The organism is Aquimarina sp. AD1, from assembly GCF_003443695.1.
Lineage (GTDB): Bacteria > Bacteroidota > Bacteroidia > Flavobacteriales > Flavobacteriaceae > Aquimarina > Aquimarina latercula.
This window is the reverse complement of the sequence record NZ_CP031966.1, coordinates 545,952-568,948: the sequence shown is the minus strand read 5'-3', so window position 1 is coordinate 568,948 and position 22,997 is coordinate 545,952. Positions and strand designations below refer to the sequence as shown.

The following is a 22,997-nucleotide window of genomic DNA, read 5'->3' as shown; positions in this document are numbered from 1 at the left end:
AAGTAGTATTTCTTAAATACACTTATCTTTAATAACACTTTACATTGAAATCTTTATTTTCGTGGAAAGACCAATTTATTTTACACAAATGTAATGGACATAATATCTATTAGAAAAATACTTATATGCATAACATTATGCTATTCTTTTCTTTGTATTGGGCAAGAATCGATTAGTATACAATTAGATAGTGCTATTGATTCTTTAGACGCTAATCCTAATTATTCTTATAGCGTTTTATCCAAAATTTCTAGAGATAAAGAACAACAAGATTCCATAAAATCTAAAGCCAAACTTTATCTAGGAAGCTACTTCAATTCCATAGGTGTTGTGGATTCATCTATGTATTACACAAGAGCCTCCTTAATCCACTTAAGAAATAAAAAACATTTAGCACAAGCATATAGATTATTAGGTTCCAGTTTTAGACGAAGCGGTAACATGGATGAAGCTATAGAAATGTTATATAGAAGTCTTAAGATTTCTGAAGAAATTGATTATATAGAAATGATTACTAAAGTCAAATCTGATTTTGGAATTTTAAACGCTAATAATGAAAACTATGATAAATCTATTCAGTTTTTTGAAGAAAGTAATGCAGCCACTACAGATAAAAAAATCATTTCATCTAATTACATAAATATAGGAGCTGTATATTTTAGAAAAAAAGATTATGACAATGCAGAAAAATTCTTTCTCAAAGCTTATGAAATGATTCCTCCTAACACCTCTCCAAAGGCCTCTGCTACGTTAGCTTTAAATATTGGAGATGTTTTACACGAAAATAAGAAATATGAAGAAGCTTTAGCATATTTTAATGATAGTAAAAAGATTGCTGATCTTCATGGTTTTAAAGACAAAAGTATCAATGCCATAGTCCACAAATCTAAAGCCATAGCTGCACTGGGAAAACCGCAGGAAGCTATTAACCTACTAAATAATAGCTTAGCTCCAGCAAAGCTGATCTCAAATTTAGAAATACAAAAAAACATTTATGAAAACCTAACGAATATTTACACTTCAATTGATGATTATAAATCCGCAAATCTAGCTTTAAACAATTTTCATACTTTAAAAGATTCTATTAGTGATAGTAGACAAAAAAAGACAATAACTGAATTAGAAGTAAAATATGAAACTGCAACTAAAGAAAAGGAAATTTTACTTTTAAAAGAAGATCAACTCTCTAGCGAAGCAGAAATAAAACGACAACGTTTATTAAGACGGTTTTATATTATTGGTTTTATCATTGTTCTAATCCCAATTATTGGTTTACTTCTAGTATATTATCAAAAACTACAAGTAAAAACAAAATATAATGCTCAGAAAGAAGAAATCAATCGCCAGAAAACTGCTTCTTTTCTAAATGAGCAAGAATTAAAACTGGCAAACACCTATGTAATCGCTCAAAACGAAGAACGAAATAGAATTGCAAGAGAACTGCACGATAGCATTGGAGGAAATATAGCAGCTATAAAATTACAGATGATTAACATCGAAAAAGATAAAAAAACACAAGCTACGATTATCGATCAATTAGATAATACATACCAACAAGTTCGAGAGATTTCTCATAATTTGATTCCAAAAAAAATTAATCAAACTGCATTTGCCAATTATATACGAGAATACATCGATACTATAGAAAAAGTTACAGATCCAGACATTACATTTATACCACATCCAATAGAGAAAATTAATACAATTAATGATAATCAAAAAGTAGAAATTTTTAGAATTATACAAGAACTAATGACCAATGCTCTTAAACATGCTAAAGCAAGAGTCATTGAAATATGTCTTAATGCATATAATGATTCTATAGAAATTATTTTTGAGGATGATGGTATTGGTTTTGATTCTAAAAAGGAAACAAATGGTATTGGTTTAGAAAATATAAAAAAGCGCTTAACGTTATTAAAAGCAAAAATCGACATTGATTCTGCTATTAATCGTGGAACGGCTATACGGATTGAAATACCCATTGTACTAAATGACAAAAAGTAATACATATAAACTAGTAGTAGCTGATGATCATAAAATGTTCTTAGATGGTCTCTTAAGCATCATATCACACGAATCTGATTATGAAATTGTGTATACTGCTAGTAACGGTTTGGATCTTAAAAAATATTTAGATATTAATACTACTGATCAAATTGATTTAGCGATATTAGATATTAATATGCCAAAAATGGATGGGGTAGCATTAAATCATTATATCAAAGAAAACCATCCCACTATTAAAACTCTTATTGTTAGTATGTTATCTGAACCTCAGAAAATTTATGAATTAACACAGGCATCGGTTAATGGATATATCCCAAAAAATGCTAAAAAAGAAGAGCTTCTTAAAGCAATTGAAACCATTTTAAAAGGTTCTAATTATTTTTCAAACAGTATCAAAGAAGCTTACACAAAAAGTATTTTTGAGCAAAAGCAGCATAACGAAATAAATCTCAGTAAGCGTGAGAAAGAGATATTACAGCTTATCGCAAAAGAATATACTACTCAAGAAATTGCGGATCAATTATTTTTAAGTAAATATACAATTGAGGGATATCGTACAAGTTTGATTTCTAAGTTGAATGTAAAAAATGTAGTTGGACTAGCTAAGCACGCTATTAAATTAGGTTTAGTTGATTAAAGATTAATCTCTAAACCTTTTACATACATCCTACACCAGCATCAATTACAATTTCAGTCCCTGTATTTACTAAATCACATACAGCATTTGGCATAGAAAAAATGTTATTTTCCGAAATATCCAATACTTGTAAATTTATCAAATTACTAAGTTTAACAGGTATTTCTTCTATCATATTCGTTTTTAACAACAGGTTTTCTAAAAGAAATAAATCCCCTACGTTCTCATTAATATCAACTAAATTATTTCCAGATAACTGAAGTCTTCTTAGATTGGATAGTTTTGTAATTCCTGAAGGAATAGTACTTATACCTGCATTGTAAATATCTAACCTAGTTAATGTCTCTATTTCTAAAACATGATCTGGTACGGATCCTAATTGATTGGAGGAGATTCCTAAACTAGTTAATTTAGATAGGTTTGTTATTTCTTGTGGCACCTCTAATAATTCGATATTATTAATGAATAATGTATTTAATTCCGAGAGTTCAAACAGTTCTGAAGGCAGTGTTTGTAAAGCATTATTAGACAAACTCAAATATCTCAGTTCTGTAAGTTTATTAATATCAGCTGGTATATCTACTAACATATTGGTATACATTCTTAGATCCGTTAGTTTTTCTAGGCTAAAAAATTCTCCTGGAATTATTTCTATCTGATTTCCACCGAGATTCAACACTCTTAAGTTATTAGACAAATCTTCAATCTGTCTTGGAATTTCTGTAATCATATTACCTTCTAACGATAATGTTTTAAGGTAAAACAAGTCACAGATTTCTGGCGGTAATATGGTAAGCCCTTTTTCATCTAACTCTAACCCTATTATCTTCTCATCTATAACTACGATACCTTCCCAAGCAGAAACATTGTCACTAGTTATATCCCAGCCAAGTGTATTATCAGGGTTTTGATTAAAAATAGTAAGTAAAATCTCTTGATCTGTACTAGCAACAACTCGTACTCTTACTGTATAGTCTGAAGTTGTACCATCTTCTGCAATCACGCTATAATTTAAAGGATCGGAAAAATCTACAAAAATATCTGTACCTTGGATAATGGATGCAGATTCTGAAACTTTTATATTGGGTTTCAATGCTCTAACTGGAGTACCATATGGTAATACTACAGATATTATCTTATCATTCTGATCTATACGAGCACTAACATCAATCTCTAATTCTTCATTATCTGATGAGAGAAATGTAAATTCTAATATTTCTTTTTCGTTATTTAGTAAAATAACATCTGACCCATCTATTTCTTTAGAACAAGAAAATATGATCAAACTACACATTACTAAAAGTAGGTTTTTATAGGTTAATAAGCCCTTCATAGGTATTGGTTTTAAGAGTTTTATTATTTGTGTGATATCTCTAAATCAAAAGTAGGAAATAAGGCTAGCGCGTACATCCATGATTTCCATAGAAAACATCCCCTGAAAACCACTGGATTTAGTATAGTATTTTTATTCTAAACGGACAGTTTTATAAAAAAATCATTTAATCAGAAATAAAACCAAGGTTACTCTTTTTTCAATTTGTATAACTTTTTATTAGTTTCACCAATAAGAGAATCTAAATGAGGGCTCTGCAAGAAATATTCTTTATCCTTGTAAATAATAGTTCCAAGATTTAGTTGTCCATTCGCATTATTTTCCACTAAGTCTTGTTGCACTAGATCAATAATATTTTTGCTCTTTTCAATAGGAATGAGTGAGTAGTCTTCTTCCTCGATATAACTAAACAACTTGAATACGGTAGAATCCTTAGAAATATTTATACTCATAGAAGCCCAAGCTCTCGGATCTGCTGACTCTTCTTTTATCCTTAAAAAGGCCCCTTCATAACTACCGTACCAATGCGATGAAATTTTTGAAGAATTTACTTCTTTATATTTTTCTGTATAACTTTTTTCGTCTTTAAGTAATGTTTGAATATCATTTTTAATAATCTGTTCAGAGTCACCTGAATCTATTTTGGTTAATAATTCTAATTCCTGTAATTTATCATTTACCTCAATATATAATTTCTCAGTTTTTTCATCAAAACAAAATAATCCTTTGTCAAAAGATTCGGTACCATATTCCCCCAAATATATTATGGAAGCCTTTTCAAACTTATAAGCTGCATAGGTAGCAAATTGTTCAGTGAATGAAGGAAATAATACATAACCACGATCCTTGTAGTTTCTATTTATCAAAAGATGAATGTCTTTCTCAGCACTTTCATAAGAATTATCGTAAAAGAAATTAATATTGACTAAATGCCATTTCGCATCTTTTTTTGATTGATTCTGAACTTGAATATAAGCCCTTTCATCTAAGTACTTTATAGTTAGGTGTATTGGTTGATATTGGATAGATAAAGTCTTAATTTCAGATTCATAATCAGATTTCCCAATAAAGACAACCTCTTTAAAGATGGTTTCGGTAATTTGTTGCCCAGTTTCGTAAACAGTTTTCTCATTGCTAATCGCAGTTTCCTTACTTTTGGGATCGAAACACGAAATCAGTAATAGTGCCACTAGTATTAGATATTTGATCATCAGCTTCATTTTATTGGTCTTTAAGGTGTTTTTCTTGTAATTTTTCAGCACCTACATATTCATTGATATAACCTCTGTTTTTTTCTGTGGTTTGTTCTATTTTCTCTGCTTCGGATTGCTCACTAAAATGCTTATACGGTACATAATAAGCTGGATTATAACAGTATCTAGTACCAGAAGGTTTTGAATATGTCGAAAAAATTTCAAAGTGTAAATGTGGTGCGTGCGTACCATCTCCCCCTATTCCTGATCTACCACATTTGCCTAAAACCTGACCAGACTTTACTTCTTCTCCAAATGAAAATTCATTTACACTATCTAAATGAGCGTAAAAAAGATAAATGTCCCCATTTTCGTTCCAATCAGACCCAGATTCATCTTCTCGTGTCGACTTATGTGTATATTGTCTTTTCAACGTCAAAAAGGCCTTTGGGTCCTTGACTTTGATTGTCACTGTATTCCCGTAACCACCGTGCCATCTTCTATTATATATGGTTCCGTCTACGCAAGCATAAATGTTGCTCCCTGTTGTTGCGAACAAATCTAAACCTGAATGCTTTCTATTAACTTCTCTCCTGACATCATCACCAAATAAACCCCATTGCTGTGCTACAATACCAGCATTGCCATTTTGAAAATAATTGGTAGAAATAGGATTATCAACAGGATCGTGCCAACCACTTGGTTGATCATTACAACAACCATAACCAAACTCTTTCAAAAACCCAGGCTCTAAATGTAAATAACTTTCTCCTGCTAATTCTTCTTTCAAAAATGTTTCATAATGTTCTAAAACTTTTTCCATTGGAGTAGCAGGCTGTAATTCTCCCCTAAACCTATATCTACTATTATCACCTACATGAGGTAAACTTGCCCAAATTCTACTACCACAGTTTCTTGTTGTTTCTTCTATTTTATCATTAATAATATCGTCGATAAACGTGGCGCATCCGCTATGATGTTTCATAAGAGCTAGACAATATAAATCTTGATTCATCTCATCAAAACCGGTTATACCATATTTCTTGGCATAATCTCTATTTTCAAAATAAACTCCCGTTTTATAATAAACACCAGAACTATTTTTTTTAACCTCAAAACCATTCCATTCCCACCAAGTATATTGCATTATTTGATAAGCTCCTGCTGCAGAAGAACCAGAACCTGGTCTTAAACCAGGATGTGTACTCATATCGCTAAATTGAACATTTCCAAATCTAGTTGTATAACCTCTTTGAGGATCTATTGGATTACCATCCTTATCTATTTCTCCCGTTCCTTCACCTATTCTTAACATTCGCATATAAGCTCTTACTTTTGCTTCACATTCACAAATATCTCCTATTCTAAAATATGTCGTATCATCTTGGTTCAAAAACTCTTCATTATGCTCTTCTTCTCCTCCATAAGCATGTGCCTTTAACCATAAAAATTCTGTTTGCGATCCTTTTTTATATTTGGGAAACACAAAAGAAGTAGTATTATTGTACGTACTACCTTCTACCAAAAGCTCAATAATATCTTCCTTCTTTACAATATGATCCGTTAAAGTATTATTACTATTGTTTTGAATATTTGTTGCAATAGCATCTGCATCTCCAGTGACCGAAAATTGATTTTTCACTTGATAGGAATGCATCCCATCTTCAGTACCACCCTTCAATTTCTCTGTCCAAGTTTGTAAATCTTCTGCAGATTTAGGGCGTAATTTTATTTTCTTTTTGGCTATTCCTTCTTCTACAACAGCTTTGATCTCGGTTATCTCGTTTTCTTCTGCATCCTTTTCTTCAGATTCTTCTGAAGTAGTTTCACTTTCTTGTTGGGAATCTGTAGAAGCTGAGCTTTCATCTATAGTCTCATTGTTTTCAGAAGTTTCTGTGTCTCTTGTCTCATTAGTACCACCTTCCATTCTTTCTTCATTGCGAGTATGGGTTTGATTTTCCCTAGCATTCTCTTGCTCTTCTTCTGGCATCTCTAAAACTGGTAACGGGGCATCTTTTGCTACCAATAATTCTTCTTTTTCTTGTATAGTGATTGTAACCGTTTCTTCATCAAGATTGGTGGTTTTTGCTACAATGAATACTTCACTGCTTAGCGGTGCACTATCAATTTTTTCATATTCGGGAATCATTTTGTAAGTAATAAAACTGATGGTATCTCCCTCACTATATGTATCCTTAGTAATACCATTCAGAATGGCTTCTTTTGTTGTAAACTCTTTCTTAGCATTCAATATACTTCTTGTATTTTCTAAGATATAATCAGCATCACCTTCTTTATTTCCTTGATTTTCGGGGTAATTCTTATCGTTTCCAAATCTATATTCATTGTAGGTTCCCGCTACTTCTTCTCCTTTTTCTACAAATATTTCTTTGGCAAAATAAGCATCATTAATACCATCTTCTTTAGCATCATTTGCTGCAGTAGAATTATCTGCTAATTCCTCTGTTGGTTCTTCTTGTCCGGAAGATTCTTCTTCTTCGGTTGTCTCTACATCTGTTTCGGTTGTTGGTTCCTCATCTACAGCTCCTTGACTATCAGGAACCAGATTTTCTGGTCGTGCTTCTGGACGTATTACAGGTTCTGTTTCTATTCCTCGTAAAACTTCTTCTATTTCTGCAGCCATATCCTTATCTGGAACAGGAATATCTGGTGTAGATGGAATAAGTGTATCTTTTACATTTGGATAAGCAAAAACCCCCACTACCACAACTACTGCAACCACTGCTATTAATAGTAACATATTAAAATGTTTTAATAAATTATAATATAAGTTCTATAGATACATCCTCAAAATGTATGTTAGAATACCAAAAAAAATCTCCACCTAGTTCTTGATCTTTTCTATAATTATGATAATTGGAAGCTGTAATTTTAAAACTCTCTTCTTCTATTACAGGTTCTTTACTAAAAACCACTCTATCTTTATCTATAATTTCGCAATAACTTAAAGACATCTCTTCATTATCTCTATTAAAGGTATATTGATCCTTTATATAAAAACCTAGACGCTCTATAAGAATTCCTATATGATCTTTCTCTTTAGTTATTTTACCTAAAGCAATTACTCTAAGCACGCAATCTGTAAATAATAAACCATCCATCTCATCATCAATCCCATCAACAACATACTCTTGTAACGATGCTTCATAAAAATGAAAGGTGTCAAATTTAGGCACTAACATATCATCTATATTCATTATTGTAGTAGCTATGCTGCCAAAATCATATATCCTCTCCTCTCGATAAATATCAATAACTTTCTGTATCTGATTGACCATTTTTTTTTTGATTTCATTTCTGTTAGATCTAGATATTTGAGCTATAACTTTTTCACAATGTTTTTGATAGAAACTCTTAAACAATGACGAAGTCTCTAATAAGGTTGTAAATTCTATATAACTAGTTTCTGGGTTTACTATTTCTGCATTATCTTCTGATGGTAAACAAAACCATTTGCTATGAGCTTGTTTAGCTTGTCTATATCCAGATATCTCTAACAATTCTGGTACATATTTTATAAAATGTACCCTATAGGGATTCGGAATTGAATTTTCTTCGTTTCCTATACAAACTGAAAAATAGAAATCTATACAATTTGGTAGTGCACTTTCTATACTCTTTATATATTTTGCTACTCTAGTATAATACCAATAATCTATATCCAAAAAATAAGCATTCTCCTCTAGCTTAATATTCATAGGGTCAGAAGTGTAAATCAGTACTTTATTACAATTTAGGAATGGGTTTTTTGCATACGCCTTTATGGCGTATTGATCTTGCTTAATTCCTAGCTCTGGTAGGAAATTTAATGTTACTCTATTTGTTTCAAATTGAAGTATCATAAGAAATTAATTAATTCGAGAATTTTGAAGATGTCAATGTGGTAGATACGGGTTCATCTGGAGTTATTCCATCTACATCAGTTGATTCTATAGCTTCTGGTTCTGATTTTTGAATGTGATCTTTAATTTTAATAGTTGCTCCACCATAACTACATTTTATAGTAGAACACTCTAATAAAGCTTTATTCCCTTGAATTAGAATTTCTCCAGTATTTATCCATTTTATAGGAGCTATAATTGCTTTACATGGAATTTTTTGTTTTGGGCTTTTTATACATTTACCACTAAATTTTAAATTAGCTTTTGTTTTATCCTTAATATTAGCCCAGGTTTTGTCTTGTAATTTTATCGAGTTAGAAGTCACCTTTAGTTTCCCAATAGGTTTGGTACATAAGGGACACTCGATTTTTGCACCATTGCAAACGTATTTCTTTCCACTCATACCTTTTGTTTTATTATACTTCTTGCTTTAACTGATAATTCTGAATTTTTCTATAATTTTCGCCGTACTCTGTCACAATATTAAGAGTAACACTATCAAAAACACCCATCTTTTTATCGTATCTATATTCTCCTTTGTAATCTGTCAATTTAATTGTATTAGCATCTAAAATATTTTTTCTTTTAAATAAGTTTTGAATTTTAGCAGCATACAGTTGTTCTTTATCTAAAACTCCAGAAATACTAAGAAGTGTATTATGATCATCTTCTTTTTGAAGTAATACTTTTTCTCGTATTGATAATGGCAACTGATATACCATATTTCCGTGTACGCGCGTTCTACTTTGAGCTTCTTTTGGATCATTAGAATGGTAACCAAATAAATCATTAAATAGTAATCCGTATAATCGATATTGTAAACAATCCGAAATTAACTTATCGTGATGGAGTATTTTTTTTTCAACTCCTATTAAATAACGTTCTACTGCTTGCCCCCTATATCTTTCTTTTAATTTCGGTTTATAACTCTTCCAAGTATCTATAATTTCTCTATGGTTTAGAATTTCGATTAACTCTCCTTTCCAATTCATACGAAATTCTATACTTTTTAATATCCCATAAATTTCCTTGGTTAAATTTTCTTGTTTTTTAAGTAAAGAGCCTAATTGCATCTCTATATTTTTTGTAACAATTTTTACTGTAAAAAACATAGGGTTACATTCTAAAATCTGCACTTCCATATCTTTAGTAAGTTTTTGCTGTTCCAGGCGATTACGGCAGTTAATTTCCGAATGTATTTTTTGATGATAGTTTACTATTCCACTGATAGGTAGTATACTAATTGCTACTTGATCTTCTATAAATGTTCTCATTCCCTAACCTTTACTAATTTTAACATCAGAATTACCTTGTAACGTGGAAATACCTTTGGCATGCATTGTTAAATCTCCAGCCACAGATATTAAACTCGTACTACCCGCGGATTGCATATACGCCATATTAACGTTAACCGATTTTGTTTGTGATGCAAACTCTATGCTTTTGCTCGTATTGATTTTATGAGTTTTATTTATTCGCTCCGTTTTATCGTTCCCTACATTAATGTCTAAATTTTCATCTACATTAATCTCCATGTTTTTAGAATTCAATGTCATGGTTTCCAATGCAGTGATGGTAATGTTATTATTGGCGGTATCAATATGAATTAGATTTTCATTCTTATCCTTTATAGTAATAAACTCCCCTTTATCAGTATCATTTAATTCAATGGTATGGCCACTTCGAGTTCTAATAGCTTTTACATTGTTTTTATCTGTTTTCCATCCTGATGGATTCTCAGATCCATTATACAATGCGCCCATGACAAAAGGCCTCTCTGCATTTCCACCCTCAAAACCTATTAATACTTCTTCTCCTACCTCTGGAATAAAATGAAATCCTTTATCTCCTCCAGAATGCGGAGTCATTACACGAAGCCAAGGCGTGTAAACTCCCAGCGGTTTTTGCCAATTTAATTGTACTTTTATTCTACCTATTCCTTCTGGATCATCATTAGCGGTAACTGTAGCGACCTCAGTCTCACTTTTAGGTATCTTAAAGATATTTGTATTAGGATATACATCTTGATCTACTGCAATTCCTTCAAAAAAATTTATATACTTCCCATTTTCGGTTGCTGTATGCGTTATTTTGATAATTCTATAAACGCCTTGATCGTTATTTTTTTCTTTTATTTTTACTATTCTTCCTAAACTAACACCAGGATTATCACTTTTACCGGTAATAATTACCTGTTTAATTTCTTCTGCCTTTTTTTGTTCCTTTACTAAATTACCAAGTCTTTGTTTAGTTTGAGTATCATTATAAGTATTTAAAAATACTTGTGTTTTATGAGGGAACATTTCTTTGCTTTTATTCGAAGCAAATCCATTATGCCCATTAATAGAACTTGTAATTTCTGAAGTGCCAACTTCATGTTTCTCATTACTTAGATAATCATTAGTAAAAAAAGAATAACTATTAGATCTAGGCTGTAAACGTCTAGAAAATTCTTGAAGATCAAACCCATAAGTTAGTGCAACTTCTTCTGAATTTTGAGGTTCTCCAAATATTAAATTTTCGCCATCATAATAAAACCATTCTCCGTATTGAGCGGATAGCCTACTCGCAAATTGAAAACTACTTTCTCCTTGCTGCACACAATAATGCAATGGATTATTAAATCTTGTAGTTATTGTAGTATTTAATTTTGAACGATCATATTTCTGAAAAACATCCGTAAGAATGGATGTTAGGTTTTCGTCACTAAATGATGCATAATGAGGCCCATCATCTGTAAGTATAGAATTACTTTTAGCATTGATTAAAATAGAATCTCCCATGGATTGATGAAACCCATTGGTCACTTTTACTTCTGTAACAACGCCATTAAACTTTAATTCTTTATAAACATTAACGGAATCTAATGATGAAATAGAAATAATAATAGTTTGCCCTAAAAAATCATTGCTTTCATCCTCATAAAGATCAGAAACCTTTTCTAAAACATCTTTACGACATAAAATTTCTAGTGTATGATGATCGTCTATTTCTTGCTTAAGTGTAAGTTTCTTAAATGCTTTTATAGAAACTCCCCCAATAAAAATTTGGATATTAGATTGAAGTGCCATTGCTGAGTTTTAAGATTAATTTGTGTAACCAATTAAAGTAACAAGCTATTATTCTTATTAACTAAATGTATTCAATGACAATAAATTAGGTTTCGAAGAATAAACAATAGTTCTTTTTGGTTATTCCAAATTTAGAAAACAACACCTCTTAGATCAACCAGATATTCAGTGAAAATATACCCCTGAAAACCACTATGATTATCAACGGTTCGTTACTAAAAAAAATAAGGATTACCCGTAAAAAGATTAATTAGACTAAAAAAATAAATGAGAAATTATTTGATCCCAATCAAATAGAAAAGAAAAACTGGATATAAAATAGATTCATATCCAGTTGTTAAAAGTATGTAGTATACATTTTGTTTTGGGGTTTAAATTGGTAAAAGTCTATCTATGAATTGCATGACTACTAGCCGCTGGTAATTCTTGTAAAAACTTTCTTAATATACTCCAATTGATTTTTAATGAAATAAAATTTGTCATGATTTCCTTTTTTTAAATTAATAAACATTTTTCAACCGATATTTTTATTGCCCTATCAGTTGCTTAGTAATTTTCAAAACGCGTGCCAAACTTTTCCTAACTCAAACAAAACAACAATAAACTACTGAAAAACAAATAATTAAATCGTTAAAAAAAATATTCCAAAATTACTTTACTAACTTAAAAAAAGTACTCATTTTAAAAACACACTTGATATTTAATCAAAAAAAAACCTGTTAAGGATATTCTCTAACAGGTTTCTATTTATTTCAATAAAATAATAATCTATTTAACCATTTTCATCACCTTCACATTCTTATTAGAAATTATCTTTAGAAGATAAATCCCCTTAGGAAGGTTTGCTGTATCCATGGTTATTGTATTTGTTTTGTTATCCTTGATAAGTGTAGTATTCGTATTCTTTCCTGCAAGGTTAAATATTTCTATACTAACACGATTATCATTCATATTTCCGGTAAAAGATAATGTCAAGGATTCAGTAAAAGGATTCGGCCAAGCTTTTACTAGCTGCAATGAGTCATTTCCCGGAACTTTATCGGAAAAAGAGCCTTTGATATCATCTACAGATGGACACTCATTAGGACAACTATCAAACCATTGATTATCATACCAACCATTACTAGTCCTAAATATGTCATCACTTTGTGATCCTCCATTATCATTAAAAACAATTCCTACTTCAACAGATTCATCAATTACATAAGAATACCAAGGGGATCCAATAATCTCATTCATCTCTACTCCGGGCCAAGCCGGAGCTCCAGATATCGAAGTATTTGCATTTTTATCATACAAATAAATAAAAGCAGTATTCCAAGAAGAAGGCTTTTTAAAATAAACATCAAATGAAGTATCAACAATTACTCCCGGACATTCTCCAGGACAGGTATCTGTCCAACTGCTATTATACCAACCATCTGTTCTTCTGACCAAATCATCCGTCTGAGATCCTCCGTTATCATTAAAAACAATACCAACCTCAACAGATTCTTCAATTGTATAAGAATACCAAGGAGAATCACTTAGTTGAGTCATTTGTATTCCTGGCCAAGCAGGAAACCCTGGAATTGCTGCATCCGCATTTCTATCATATAAATAAATATAACTTGTACTCCAATTATCAGGTTTTCTAAAATTAACCGTATATCCAGATACATCTTGGATAGTATAATTCTTACTAATTACTGCAGAACTTCCCGTACTATTTATAGCAATTGCATTTAATTCGGTAATTCCTACCTCAGATATTATAAAAGATCCATCGTACAAAGTACTTGTAACATCAGGAACTGATCCATCCAAGGTATAATATATAACTCCAGAATTAGTAGCATTCATACTAACTTGCACATTTCCAATAAATGTACCTGAGTCCGGAGAAACTGTCAACACTGGAGGTTGTGAAATAGTAGGGCATTCACTTGGACAACTATCAAACCATTGATTATCATACCAACCTTCTGTTACTCTTGTTAAATCGTCTGTTTGATCTCCACCATTATCATTAAAAACAATACCAACCTGTACATCCTGATCAATATTATAAGTAAGCCAAGGAGTACCTTCTACATTATTCATAATAACTCCAGGCCAAGCTGGAAATCCAGGTAGTGCATCTCCAGTATTTTGATTAAATAAATAAATATTTGCAGATGACCAACTAGATGGTTTTTTAAAATAGACATTAAAAGGTTCTCCATCACCTATTACATAGTTACGTGTAATAACTTCTGATTCATTTCCTTCTGTATCGATAGCTATCGCTCTTATAATAGTCGTATTACTTATATCAAAAGATGAAGAATATAAAGTACTGGATGCAGTAGGATTAGAACCATCGGTAGTATAAAAAATAGATGTAGCCGAACCTGAAGAGGATGTCGCACTCATCGTTACCAATAAAGGTTCAGTATAGAGTCCTGATACAGGGTTTATAGATAATGTAACATTATCAATTTGTATTGTAGAGGCAGGAACTCCAATTAAAACTAAACCAAAGCTAGTACCGAAATTTACATCACCTCCAGAAACCGTTGCTACATTTCCTGAAAAGTAATCCTTTAATTGCGTCCCATCCGGCCACATTCCAAAAACATCTAAGGAGCCATTAAAATCTCCATCATTTCCGGAATATACTAATGTCTTATCTGAACCTTCGGCTCCATTATATTCTCTTTTAAAAGTATATGGACTATCCTGTAATTTACTATGTCGCCCTCCTCCTACAGAAATATGTTCTCTTCTAAATCTTCCTAATTTTTTAAAATGTTCTAGTGTAAGATACGCTTTAGAATTAGTATTAGACAGCTCATTAAAATTCATATTAGAACGCAATGTAGCATCACCAAATGCACCTCCTCCGGGTGTTAACGTTCGTGCAGTCTCATCTCCATAATAAATTTGAGCTGGACCAGGAGTAAGCAGTAATTTTGTACCTGCTTCAAAAGTCCTTGTTCTGTCACGATCAAAAACTTGTTCTGTATCATGATTCGCTAAAAAATTCAAAGCACTTTTTCCACTACCCAACTGGTTAAAAAGCAAATTATCGTATTTACTAAAAATACTTTCTAACCCATCATTTGCATTAAATCGAAACTCGAAATTAATCAAATTGTCAAATCCATTGTCATAATAGTCTATATTAAACCCATCCCCGGTAAATCTTCTTCCCATACTTGGAGCCATATAGTTAAAGATTTCTCCAGTCATCCAGAAATCTCTATCATCAATCTTTTTATTTGGATTATTATTCTTCCATTCTCTTAGTGCAATTCTGCCTTCTTCTTCCAATTCTTTCCAAACAAATTCTTCTACATGTTTTACGGTATCTACTCTAAAACCATCTACTCCAAATTTTCTAACGTAATCAGTCAACCACTTAATTATATACTGTCGTGGAGAACGTGATTTTCCTGTTCTATTGAAAAAATCATTCAACTCTGCTTCTTCTTCTCCTCTTCTACCTTCATTACTCCATTTATCTAGTAACCAACCTGGCAAACCAACATTGTTATTCGATTCTGTAAGTATATCCGGTAAATTATCAACTAACTCGCATGGAATATTACCTCCTGGACCTTGGAAGTTACAAGTCGGATCCCTACGAACCCACTCATTAGGCCATGATTGATCTGCAGAATTATCTGGGCCAACATGATTTAAAACCACATCCATAATGACTCTTATACCATGCTCATGAGAAACATCAACAAATTGTCTAAAAAGATCTTCAGATCCTAAATTTTGATCTATTGTAGTCCAATCTTTTGCCCAGTATCCATGAAAAGCATATCCGGCATCACCGATAGATCCATGAATATTTTCATAAGGTGGTGTAATCCATATTGCACTAACTCCTAAATCATCAAAATATCCTTCATCTAATTTATTAATCAACCCCTGAAGATCTCCTCCTTCAAAGCTTCTTAGTGCAGGTCCGTTTCTTTGTCTTCCATAAGAAAAATCATTAGACGGATCTCCATTTTCAAAACGATCTGTCAAAACAAAATATACATTAGCATTCTCCCAAGCGAAAGGAAGATCTTTATCTGATTGTGCGGTTCCTAATTTGGGGATCAATAGATAGAATAATAGACCCCATAAAATTGTTTGTTTCATAATAAAAAGTGTTTGTGTGTGTGTTAAAATAATTGAGGGAAAAATCCCTTTTTGTGTAAAATATTCAAACGTTATAGTAAAGATGTTTAAAAAAACTCTTCACCATCACAAACAGGCTATCTTTTTTGTTACGCAAACGTTTGAGTGTTAATATTTATCATGTTTAAATGATAACATCTCATATTTATAGTTAAAAAACCACCAAATACCTAATAAAAGAAAAATACACTCAGCATCTATAACGATTCTTAATTTATTACATTTCTAAAATTTATCAATATTATTTTAAACAGTTTCTATAATCTAAAACCATTCATAACACAACACTCTTAATTCAACTCAATTTCTAGGACAATTAAAAGTATTTGTTCCTAGTTTATTTTCTCCACACTATACTCCTTCTTAATTAAAAAAGCTTTTCTCTTTTCAATAAAAAAAACCTGCCAAGGATAATCACTTCCTCAACAGGCTTCTTACTTCAGCAAAATAATCGTTTATTTAACCATTTTCATCACCTTCACATTCTTATTAGAAATTATCTTTAGAAGATAAATCCCTTTAGGAAGGTTTGCCGTATCCATGGTTATTGTATTTGTTTTGTTATCCTTGATAAGTGTAGTATTCGTATTCTTTCCTGCAAGGTCAAATATTTCTATACTAACACGATTATCATTCATATTTCCGGTAAAAGATAATGTCAAGGATTCAGTAAAAGGATTCGGCCAAGCTTTTACTAGCTGCAATGAGTCATTTCCCCGAACTTTATCGGAAAAAGAGCCTTTGATATCATCTACAGATGGACACTCATTGGGACAACTATCAAACCATTGATTATCATACCAACCATCACTAGTCCTAAATATGTCATTACTTTGTGATCCTCCATTATCATTAAAAACAATTCCTACTTCAACAGATTCATCAATTACATAAGAATACCAAGGGGATCCAATAATCTCATTCATCTCTACTCCGGGCCAAGCGGGAGCTCCAGATATTGAAGTATTTGCATTTTTATCATACAAATAAATAAAAGCAGTATTCCAAGAAGAAGGCTTTTTAAAATAAACATCAAATGAAGTATCAACAATTACTCCCGGACATTCGCTAGGACAGGTATCTGTCCAACTGCTATTATACCAACCATCTGTTGTTCTGACCAAATCATCCGTCTGAGATCCTCCGTTATCATTAAAAACAATACCAACCTCAACAGATTCTTCAATTGTATAGGAATACCAAGGAGAATTATTGAGTTGAGTCATTTGTATTCCTGGCCAAGCAGGAAACCCTGGAATTGCTGCATCCGCATTTCTATCATATAAATAAATATAACTTGTACCCCAATTATCAGGTTTTCTGAAATTAACAGTATATCCTGCTGTATCTTCGATAGTATATATTCTATTAATTACTGAAGAACTTCCTGCACTATTTATAGCAACTGCATTTAATTCATTAACTCCTAAAGAAGAAATGACAAAAGATCCTGAATACTCTGTACTTGTAGCATCTGGGACTGATCCATCCAATGTATAATATATTACTCCAGAACTAGTAGAACTCATACTTATATCTACATTTCCATTAAACGTACCAGAACCAGGAGAAACTGTTAACACAGGAGGTTGTGAAATAGTAGGGCATTCACTTGGACAACTATCAAACCATTGATTATCATACCAACCTTCTGTTACTCTTGTTAAATCGTCTGTTTGATCTCCACCATTATCATTAAAAACAATACCAACCTGTACATCTTGATCTATATTATATGTAAGCCAAGGAGTATCTTCTACGTTATCCATAATAACTCCAGGCCAAGCTGGAAATCCAGGTAGTGCATCTCCAGTATTTTGATTAAATAAATAAATATTTGCAGATGACCAACTAGATGGTTTTTTAAAATAGACATTAAACGGTTCTCCATCACCTATTACATAGTTACGTGTAATAACTTCTGATTCATTTCCTTCTGTATCGATAGCTATCGCTCTTACAATAGTCGTATTACTTATATCAAAAGATGAAGAATATAAAGTACTGGATGCGGTAGGATTAGAACCATCGGTAGTATAAAAAATAGATGTAGCCGAACCTGAAGCTGTTGCAGATCCATTCATTTCAACAGTTACAGTATCAGTATAAACTCCTGAAATTGGATTTACAGATAATGTAACAGAATCTGAAAGGTCAAAAGGCTCTCCAACCAAAACAATTCCAAAAGTTGTTCCAAAAGTTATAGTTCCGCCAGAGACTGTTGCCGTTGTATCAGAAAAATAATCCTTAAGTACAGTTCCATCTGGCCACATTCCGAAAATATTAAGTGCTCCTTCGAAGTCATTATCTTGACCCTGGAATACTAATGCTTTATCATTTTGACCATTACGATTATATTCACGCTTAAAAATATAAGGAGCATCACTTAGTTTCTGATGTGAACCTCCACCGATGGAAATATGTTCTCTTCTAAACTTTCCTAATTTCCTCCAATGTAATAACATGGCATCATCTATAGAATCCCAATTCATATCAGAACGATAGCCAGCATCCACATATGTTGTAGCATTAAAAAACTGACGTCCTGATTCATCACCATAATAAATCTGCGCTCCACCTGGAGATAACAATAACTTTACAGCTCCTTCAAACATATTACCCGTGTAGAATTCACTAAAGTCATGAGATCTCAGATAGCTTATCATGTTGTACTCTCCAGGGGTACCAAAACCACCATCATTATTATTTAGTTTTGCAGCAAAAGAACTAAATATTTCTTCCTGACCTAAATCGGTATAAGCTTCTTTCGGAGAACGAAAATTAATCATACTATTGAATTTTCCTACGGTAAAATCATCTGGTAATTGATCTCCAACATTACCTATTATATTTACCCCAGAATGCTCTCCAGTCATGTAAAAATCTAAATCATCCAATTTTTTAGTTGGATTGTTTTGTTTCCATTCTTTTAACGCTGAAACAGCCTCATCTTTAAGCTCAGCCCAAGCATCAACACCTACATGTCTTTCGGTATCTACTCTAAATCCATCAATTCCATATTCTCTAACCCAATCGGTTAACCATTTTATTAAGTAATATCTCGGAGCTCTAGGTTTCCCTGTTCTAGCAAAATATGCATCCAATTCATCTATTTCTTGTTGCCTTCTGCCTTCTACATCCCACTTATCTAATAACCATTGCGGAAGATTAACTGTATTAAAGGATTCCGTTCTAATATCCGGTAAGCCAAAAAGAGGAGTTGTTAAATCATCACAAGGAAGCTCTCCATTCTCAGTTCCGCATTGTAATCGTACCCAATCTGAAGGATAATCTTCATCGACAAACTCTAACTGTCCATTTACACTCTTATATGTTCTATAGCCAGAATGATTCATTACAATATCTACCAATACTCTTATTCCGTGATCATGTGCCGTATCAATAAACTCTTCAAAATCTTCAGCACTTGTAAAATTAGGGTCAAAGGCTGTCCAATCATTTGTATGATATCCATGATATGGATAATCTCTGAATGCTGGATCATCTGCAGGTGGATTATTAAATCCATGTCTATTCTCTACAACTGGTGTAACCCAAATAGCACTAACTCCTAGCTCATCAAAATATCCTTCTTCAAGTTTTTGTGTAACTCCAGAAATATCTCCTCCATGGAAATCCAATTCATTGTTTCCACTATCCTGAAATCGATCAAAGTTAGAATCATTAGTAGTATCTCCGTTATTAAAACGATCCGTAATAAGGAAATAAACTGTAAGATTGTCCCAAGAAAATGGGAGATTTCTTTCTGACTGTGCACTACCTACTCTAGGTATACATAAGCACAATAATACCCCTAAATAGAGTAATTTTCTCATAATTAAGTTTGGTTTGTGTGTTAATAAAAGACGCTCTAGAAAACATCCCTTTTATAAGGGAATTACTCAAACGTTGTAATAAATATTTCTAAAAAAAAACGGGAAAATATAATTATCGAAGAATCGATTTTACACGAAAACGATTGAGTGTTGATATTTAATTCTTATAGAGTTAAAATTATGAAGAATGATTAAAAAATTAGCAAGGAATATAACAAATAATCTGTTTTGTTAACTCACAAACCTAATTCTTAAAATTCTTTAATTATTGAAGTAAAGAATTAACAAATTATAAAAACAACAACATTAATAAACCAGTAAAAACAAGTTTTTAAGGATATCTAAAGACTATCTATAAGCTAGTGACAATCAAATAAAAATCTTTTAATACTATAATTTTAAAAGACAAAAATGCGAGTATTAACTTATCACTTTTAACTTCGCAAATCTTAATAAAAGCTTTTTTATACCTCCATTCTCAAAATTAATTTCAGCTTTTTTATCTTGCCCTACTCCTTCTAATTGAAGAACCTTCCCTTTTCCAAAACGCATATGTTCTACAATAGTTCCCGGTACTAAATCTCCATCAAAAAGATTTGTTTTAGGAGTACTTGTTGTTCCATTAGACACAGGTCTTAGTTTTCGTAATTTACGTAGTTGTTCTTCTGATGGTTTATGAGAAACCGGAGGTGATCCAGAAACAGGTTTTTTAAGTCTTAATTTACTTTTATCAACTTCGCCAAAAATATCAGTATCCACTAAAGGTTTATAACGATAAGTATCGACTGGAGTGATATATTCTAAATATTGATCATCAATTTCTTCTATAAAACGGCTAGGTTCTGCATCTACTAATTTCCCCCATCGATAGCGAGATTGTGTATAAGTTAAATATGCCTGCTTCTCGGCTCTTGTAAGTGCTACATAAAACAGTCTTCTTTCCTCTTCTAACTCTGATCGGGTATTCATACTCATCCCAGAAGGAAATAAATCCTCTTCCATACCTACAATGTACACGTACGGAAACTCTAATCCTTTTGCTAAATGTATAGTCATTAAAGCTACTCTATCATCATCTCCAGTATCTTGATCTAAATCTGTAGCTAACGCTACATCCTCTAGAAACTCAGCCAAAGTTCCCGTCTCGTCAGCTAATTCTTTCTGTTCTTCAACAAAATCACGAATACCATTTAACAATTCTTCTATATTTTCAATACGGGCAATTCCTTCAGGTGTACCGTCCTTTTTAAGTTCTTGTAGTAAACCAGTATTTTTAGCGACCATTTCGGATAACACAAAGGCATCGGAACTCTGATTAGTTACCTGAAAACTCTTGATCATATTCATAAAGTTTTCAAGTCTAGTTTTTGTACCACTGTTAATCTTAAGATTAATACGATCCAAATTTTCTATAACTTCAAAAATAGATCGATCATAATGATTGGCAGCTACTACCAGTTTATCCACAGTTGTAGCTCCTATTCCTCTTGCTGGGTAATTGATAACTCGCTTTAAAGCTTCTTCATCTTTTGGGTTGATAATCAACCTAAGATATGCTAAAACATCTTTAATCTCTTTTCTTTGGTAAAACGATAATCCCCCGTAAATTCTATATTTAATATCTCTTTTTCGAAGTGCATCTTCCATAGCTCTGGATTGTGCATTTGTCCGGTAAAGAATAGCAAATTGACCGTTAGTCAGTTGATGTTGCATTTGATTTTCGAAAATAGAACTTGCTACATATCGACCTTCGTCCCCATCAGTCAACAACCTGTTTACTAATATTTTAGGACCAGGATCATTAGCTGTCCAAACAACTTTATCAAGTTTTGTTTTATTTTTGTCAATTATAGAATTTGCGGCTTCAACAATATTCTTTGTAGATCGATAATTTTGCTCCAATCTATACTGTTGTACATTATCATAATCCTTCTGGAAATTTAGAATATTATTAATATTTGCTCCACGAAAAGCATATATACTTTGAGCATCATCCCCTACTACACATATATTCTGAAATTTATCTGATAATGCTTTTACAATTAAGTATTGTGAATGATTTGTATCTTGGTACTCATCCACCAATATATATCTAAAACGATTCTGATATTTGGCTAAAACATCTGGAAAACGGTTTAATAATTCATTAGTCTTAAGTAATAAATCATCAAAATCCATGGCACCTGCTTTAAAGCATCGATCTACATAATGCTGATAGATTTCTCCCATTCGCGGTCTTTTTGCCATGGCATCTGCTTCCACTAATTCAGCATTCTGAAAATATGCTTTTACCGTGATCAAACTATTTTTATACGAAGAAATACGAGACTGTACTTGTTTATATTTATAAATATCTTTATCCAATCCCATTTCTTTAATCACTGAAGAAATTAGTCTCTGAGAATCTTGCGTATCATAAATAGTAAAGTTAGATGGATATCCTAATTTATCAGCTTCTATTCTTAATATCTTAGCAAAAATAGAATGAAACGTTCCCATCCATAGATTCTTTGCCTCACTTGCACCAACAATATCAGCAATACGTTTCTTCATTTCCCGTGCTGCTTTGTTGGTAAAGGTTAGAGACAGTATATTAAATGAATCTACTCCTTGATTCATCAAATAAGCTATTCTAAAAGTAAGAACTCTCGTTTTTCCTGATCCAGCACCAGCAATCACAATCATAGGGCCATCTTTCTGCAGTACAGGAGCACGTTGTGCATCATTCAATCCAGCTAAATATTCTTCCAAGTTTTCTGTGTTTTATAAGCCTCGAAATTTAAGTAAACTATCTATTTTATTGAACTAATATTAATGATACTTATAAACAAGTCATCAACGTCTTACCTACATT

Annotated in this window: 12 protein-coding genes; 2 read left to right on the top strand and 10 right to left on the bottom strand. The window is 32.1% G+C overall.

The window, feature by feature from the left end; genetic code table 11:
* The first annotated feature begins 93 nt into the window (after positions 1 to 93).
* Together D1815_RS02680 and D1815_RS02675 are read left to right on the top strand one after the other, a co-directional pair.
* A complete protein-coding gene (locus D1815_RS02680) occupies positions 94 to 2,007 on the top strand; it encodes a sensor histidine kinase (RefSeq protein WP_118385838.1) in 1,914 nt (637 codons plus the stop codon).
* Entirely contained in the window at positions 1,994 to 2,647 is a 654-nt protein-coding gene (locus D1815_RS02675) for a response regulator transcription factor (RefSeq protein ID WP_118385837.1), read from the top strand. The genes D1815_RS02680 and D1815_RS02675 overlap by 14 nt, the downstream gene beginning before the upstream one ends.
* A gap of 19 nt (positions 2,648 to 2,666) precedes the next feature.
* Here the strand turns inward: D1815_RS02675 and D1815_RS02670 are convergent, their stop codons facing one another.
* From D1815_RS02670 to D1815_RS02625, 10 genes are all read right to left on the bottom strand, one after another.
* Positions 2,667 to 3,980 (bottom strand): hypothetical protein, encoded by a 1,314-nt coding sequence (locus D1815_RS02670; RefSeq protein ID WP_118385836.1) that lies wholly within the window; start codon positions 3,978 to 3,980, stop codon positions 2,667 to 2,669.
* A 188-nt stretch (positions 3,981 to 4,168) separates the two neighbouring features.
* Positions 4,169 to 5,191, bottom strand: coding sequence for a hypothetical protein (locus tag D1815_RS02665; RefSeq protein WP_147404155.1), 1,023 nt, complete (start codon positions 5,189 to 5,191; stop codon positions 4,169 to 4,171).
* A gap of 10 nt (positions 5,192 to 5,201) precedes the next feature.
* Positions 5,202 to 7,934: a peptidoglycan DD-metalloendopeptidase family protein gene (locus tag D1815_RS02660; RefSeq protein ID WP_118385834.1), complete on the bottom strand. Its 2,733-nt coding sequence runs from the start codon at positions 7,932 to 7,934 to the stop codon at positions 5,202 to 5,204.
* A 19-nt stretch (positions 7,935 to 7,953) separates the two neighbouring features.
* Entirely contained in the window at positions 7,954 to 9,036 is a 1,083-nt protein-coding gene (locus D1815_RS02655) for a DUF6402 family protein (RefSeq protein ID WP_118385833.1), read from the bottom strand.
* Positions 9,037 to 9,046: 10 nt separating this feature from the next.
* The gene (locus tag D1815_RS02650) at positions 9,047 to 9,478 is read right to left on the bottom strand and encodes a DUF4280 domain-containing protein (RefSeq protein WP_118385832.1); all 432 of its coding nucleotides are present in this window, start codon (positions 9,476 to 9,478) and stop codon (positions 9,047 to 9,049) included.
* 13 nt (positions 9,479 to 9,491) lie between these two features.
* Entirely contained in the window at positions 9,492 to 10,349 is an 858-nt protein-coding gene (locus tag D1815_RS02645) for a hypothetical protein (protein ID WP_118385831.1), read from the bottom strand.
* 3 nt (positions 10,350 to 10,352) lie between these two features.
* On the bottom strand, positions 10,353 to 12,146 hold the full coding sequence (locus D1815_RS02640) for a type VI secretion system Vgr family protein (protein WP_118385830.1): 1,794 nt from the start codon (positions 12,144 to 12,146) through the stop codon (positions 10,353 to 10,355).
* A gap of 768 nt (positions 12,147 to 12,914) precedes the next feature.
* Positions 12,915 to 16,268, bottom strand: a complete 3,354-nt coding sequence (locus D1815_RS02635; protein ID WP_118385829.1) for a starch-binding protein — start codon at positions 16,266 to 16,268, stop codon at positions 12,915 to 12,917.
* A gap of 494 nt (positions 16,269 to 16,762) precedes the next feature.
* The gene (locus D1815_RS02630) at positions 16,763 to 20,143 is read right to left on the bottom strand and encodes a starch-binding protein (protein WP_118385828.1); all 3,381 of its coding nucleotides are present in this window, start codon (positions 20,141 to 20,143) and stop codon (positions 16,763 to 16,765) included.
* A gap of 420 nt (positions 20,144 to 20,563) precedes the next feature.
* On the bottom strand, positions 20,564 to 22,894 hold the full coding sequence (locus D1815_RS02625) for an ATP-dependent helicase (protein ID WP_027394152.1): 2,331 nt from the start codon (positions 22,892 to 22,894) through the stop codon (positions 20,564 to 20,566).
* Positions 22,895 to 22,997: the final 103 nt, after the last annotated feature.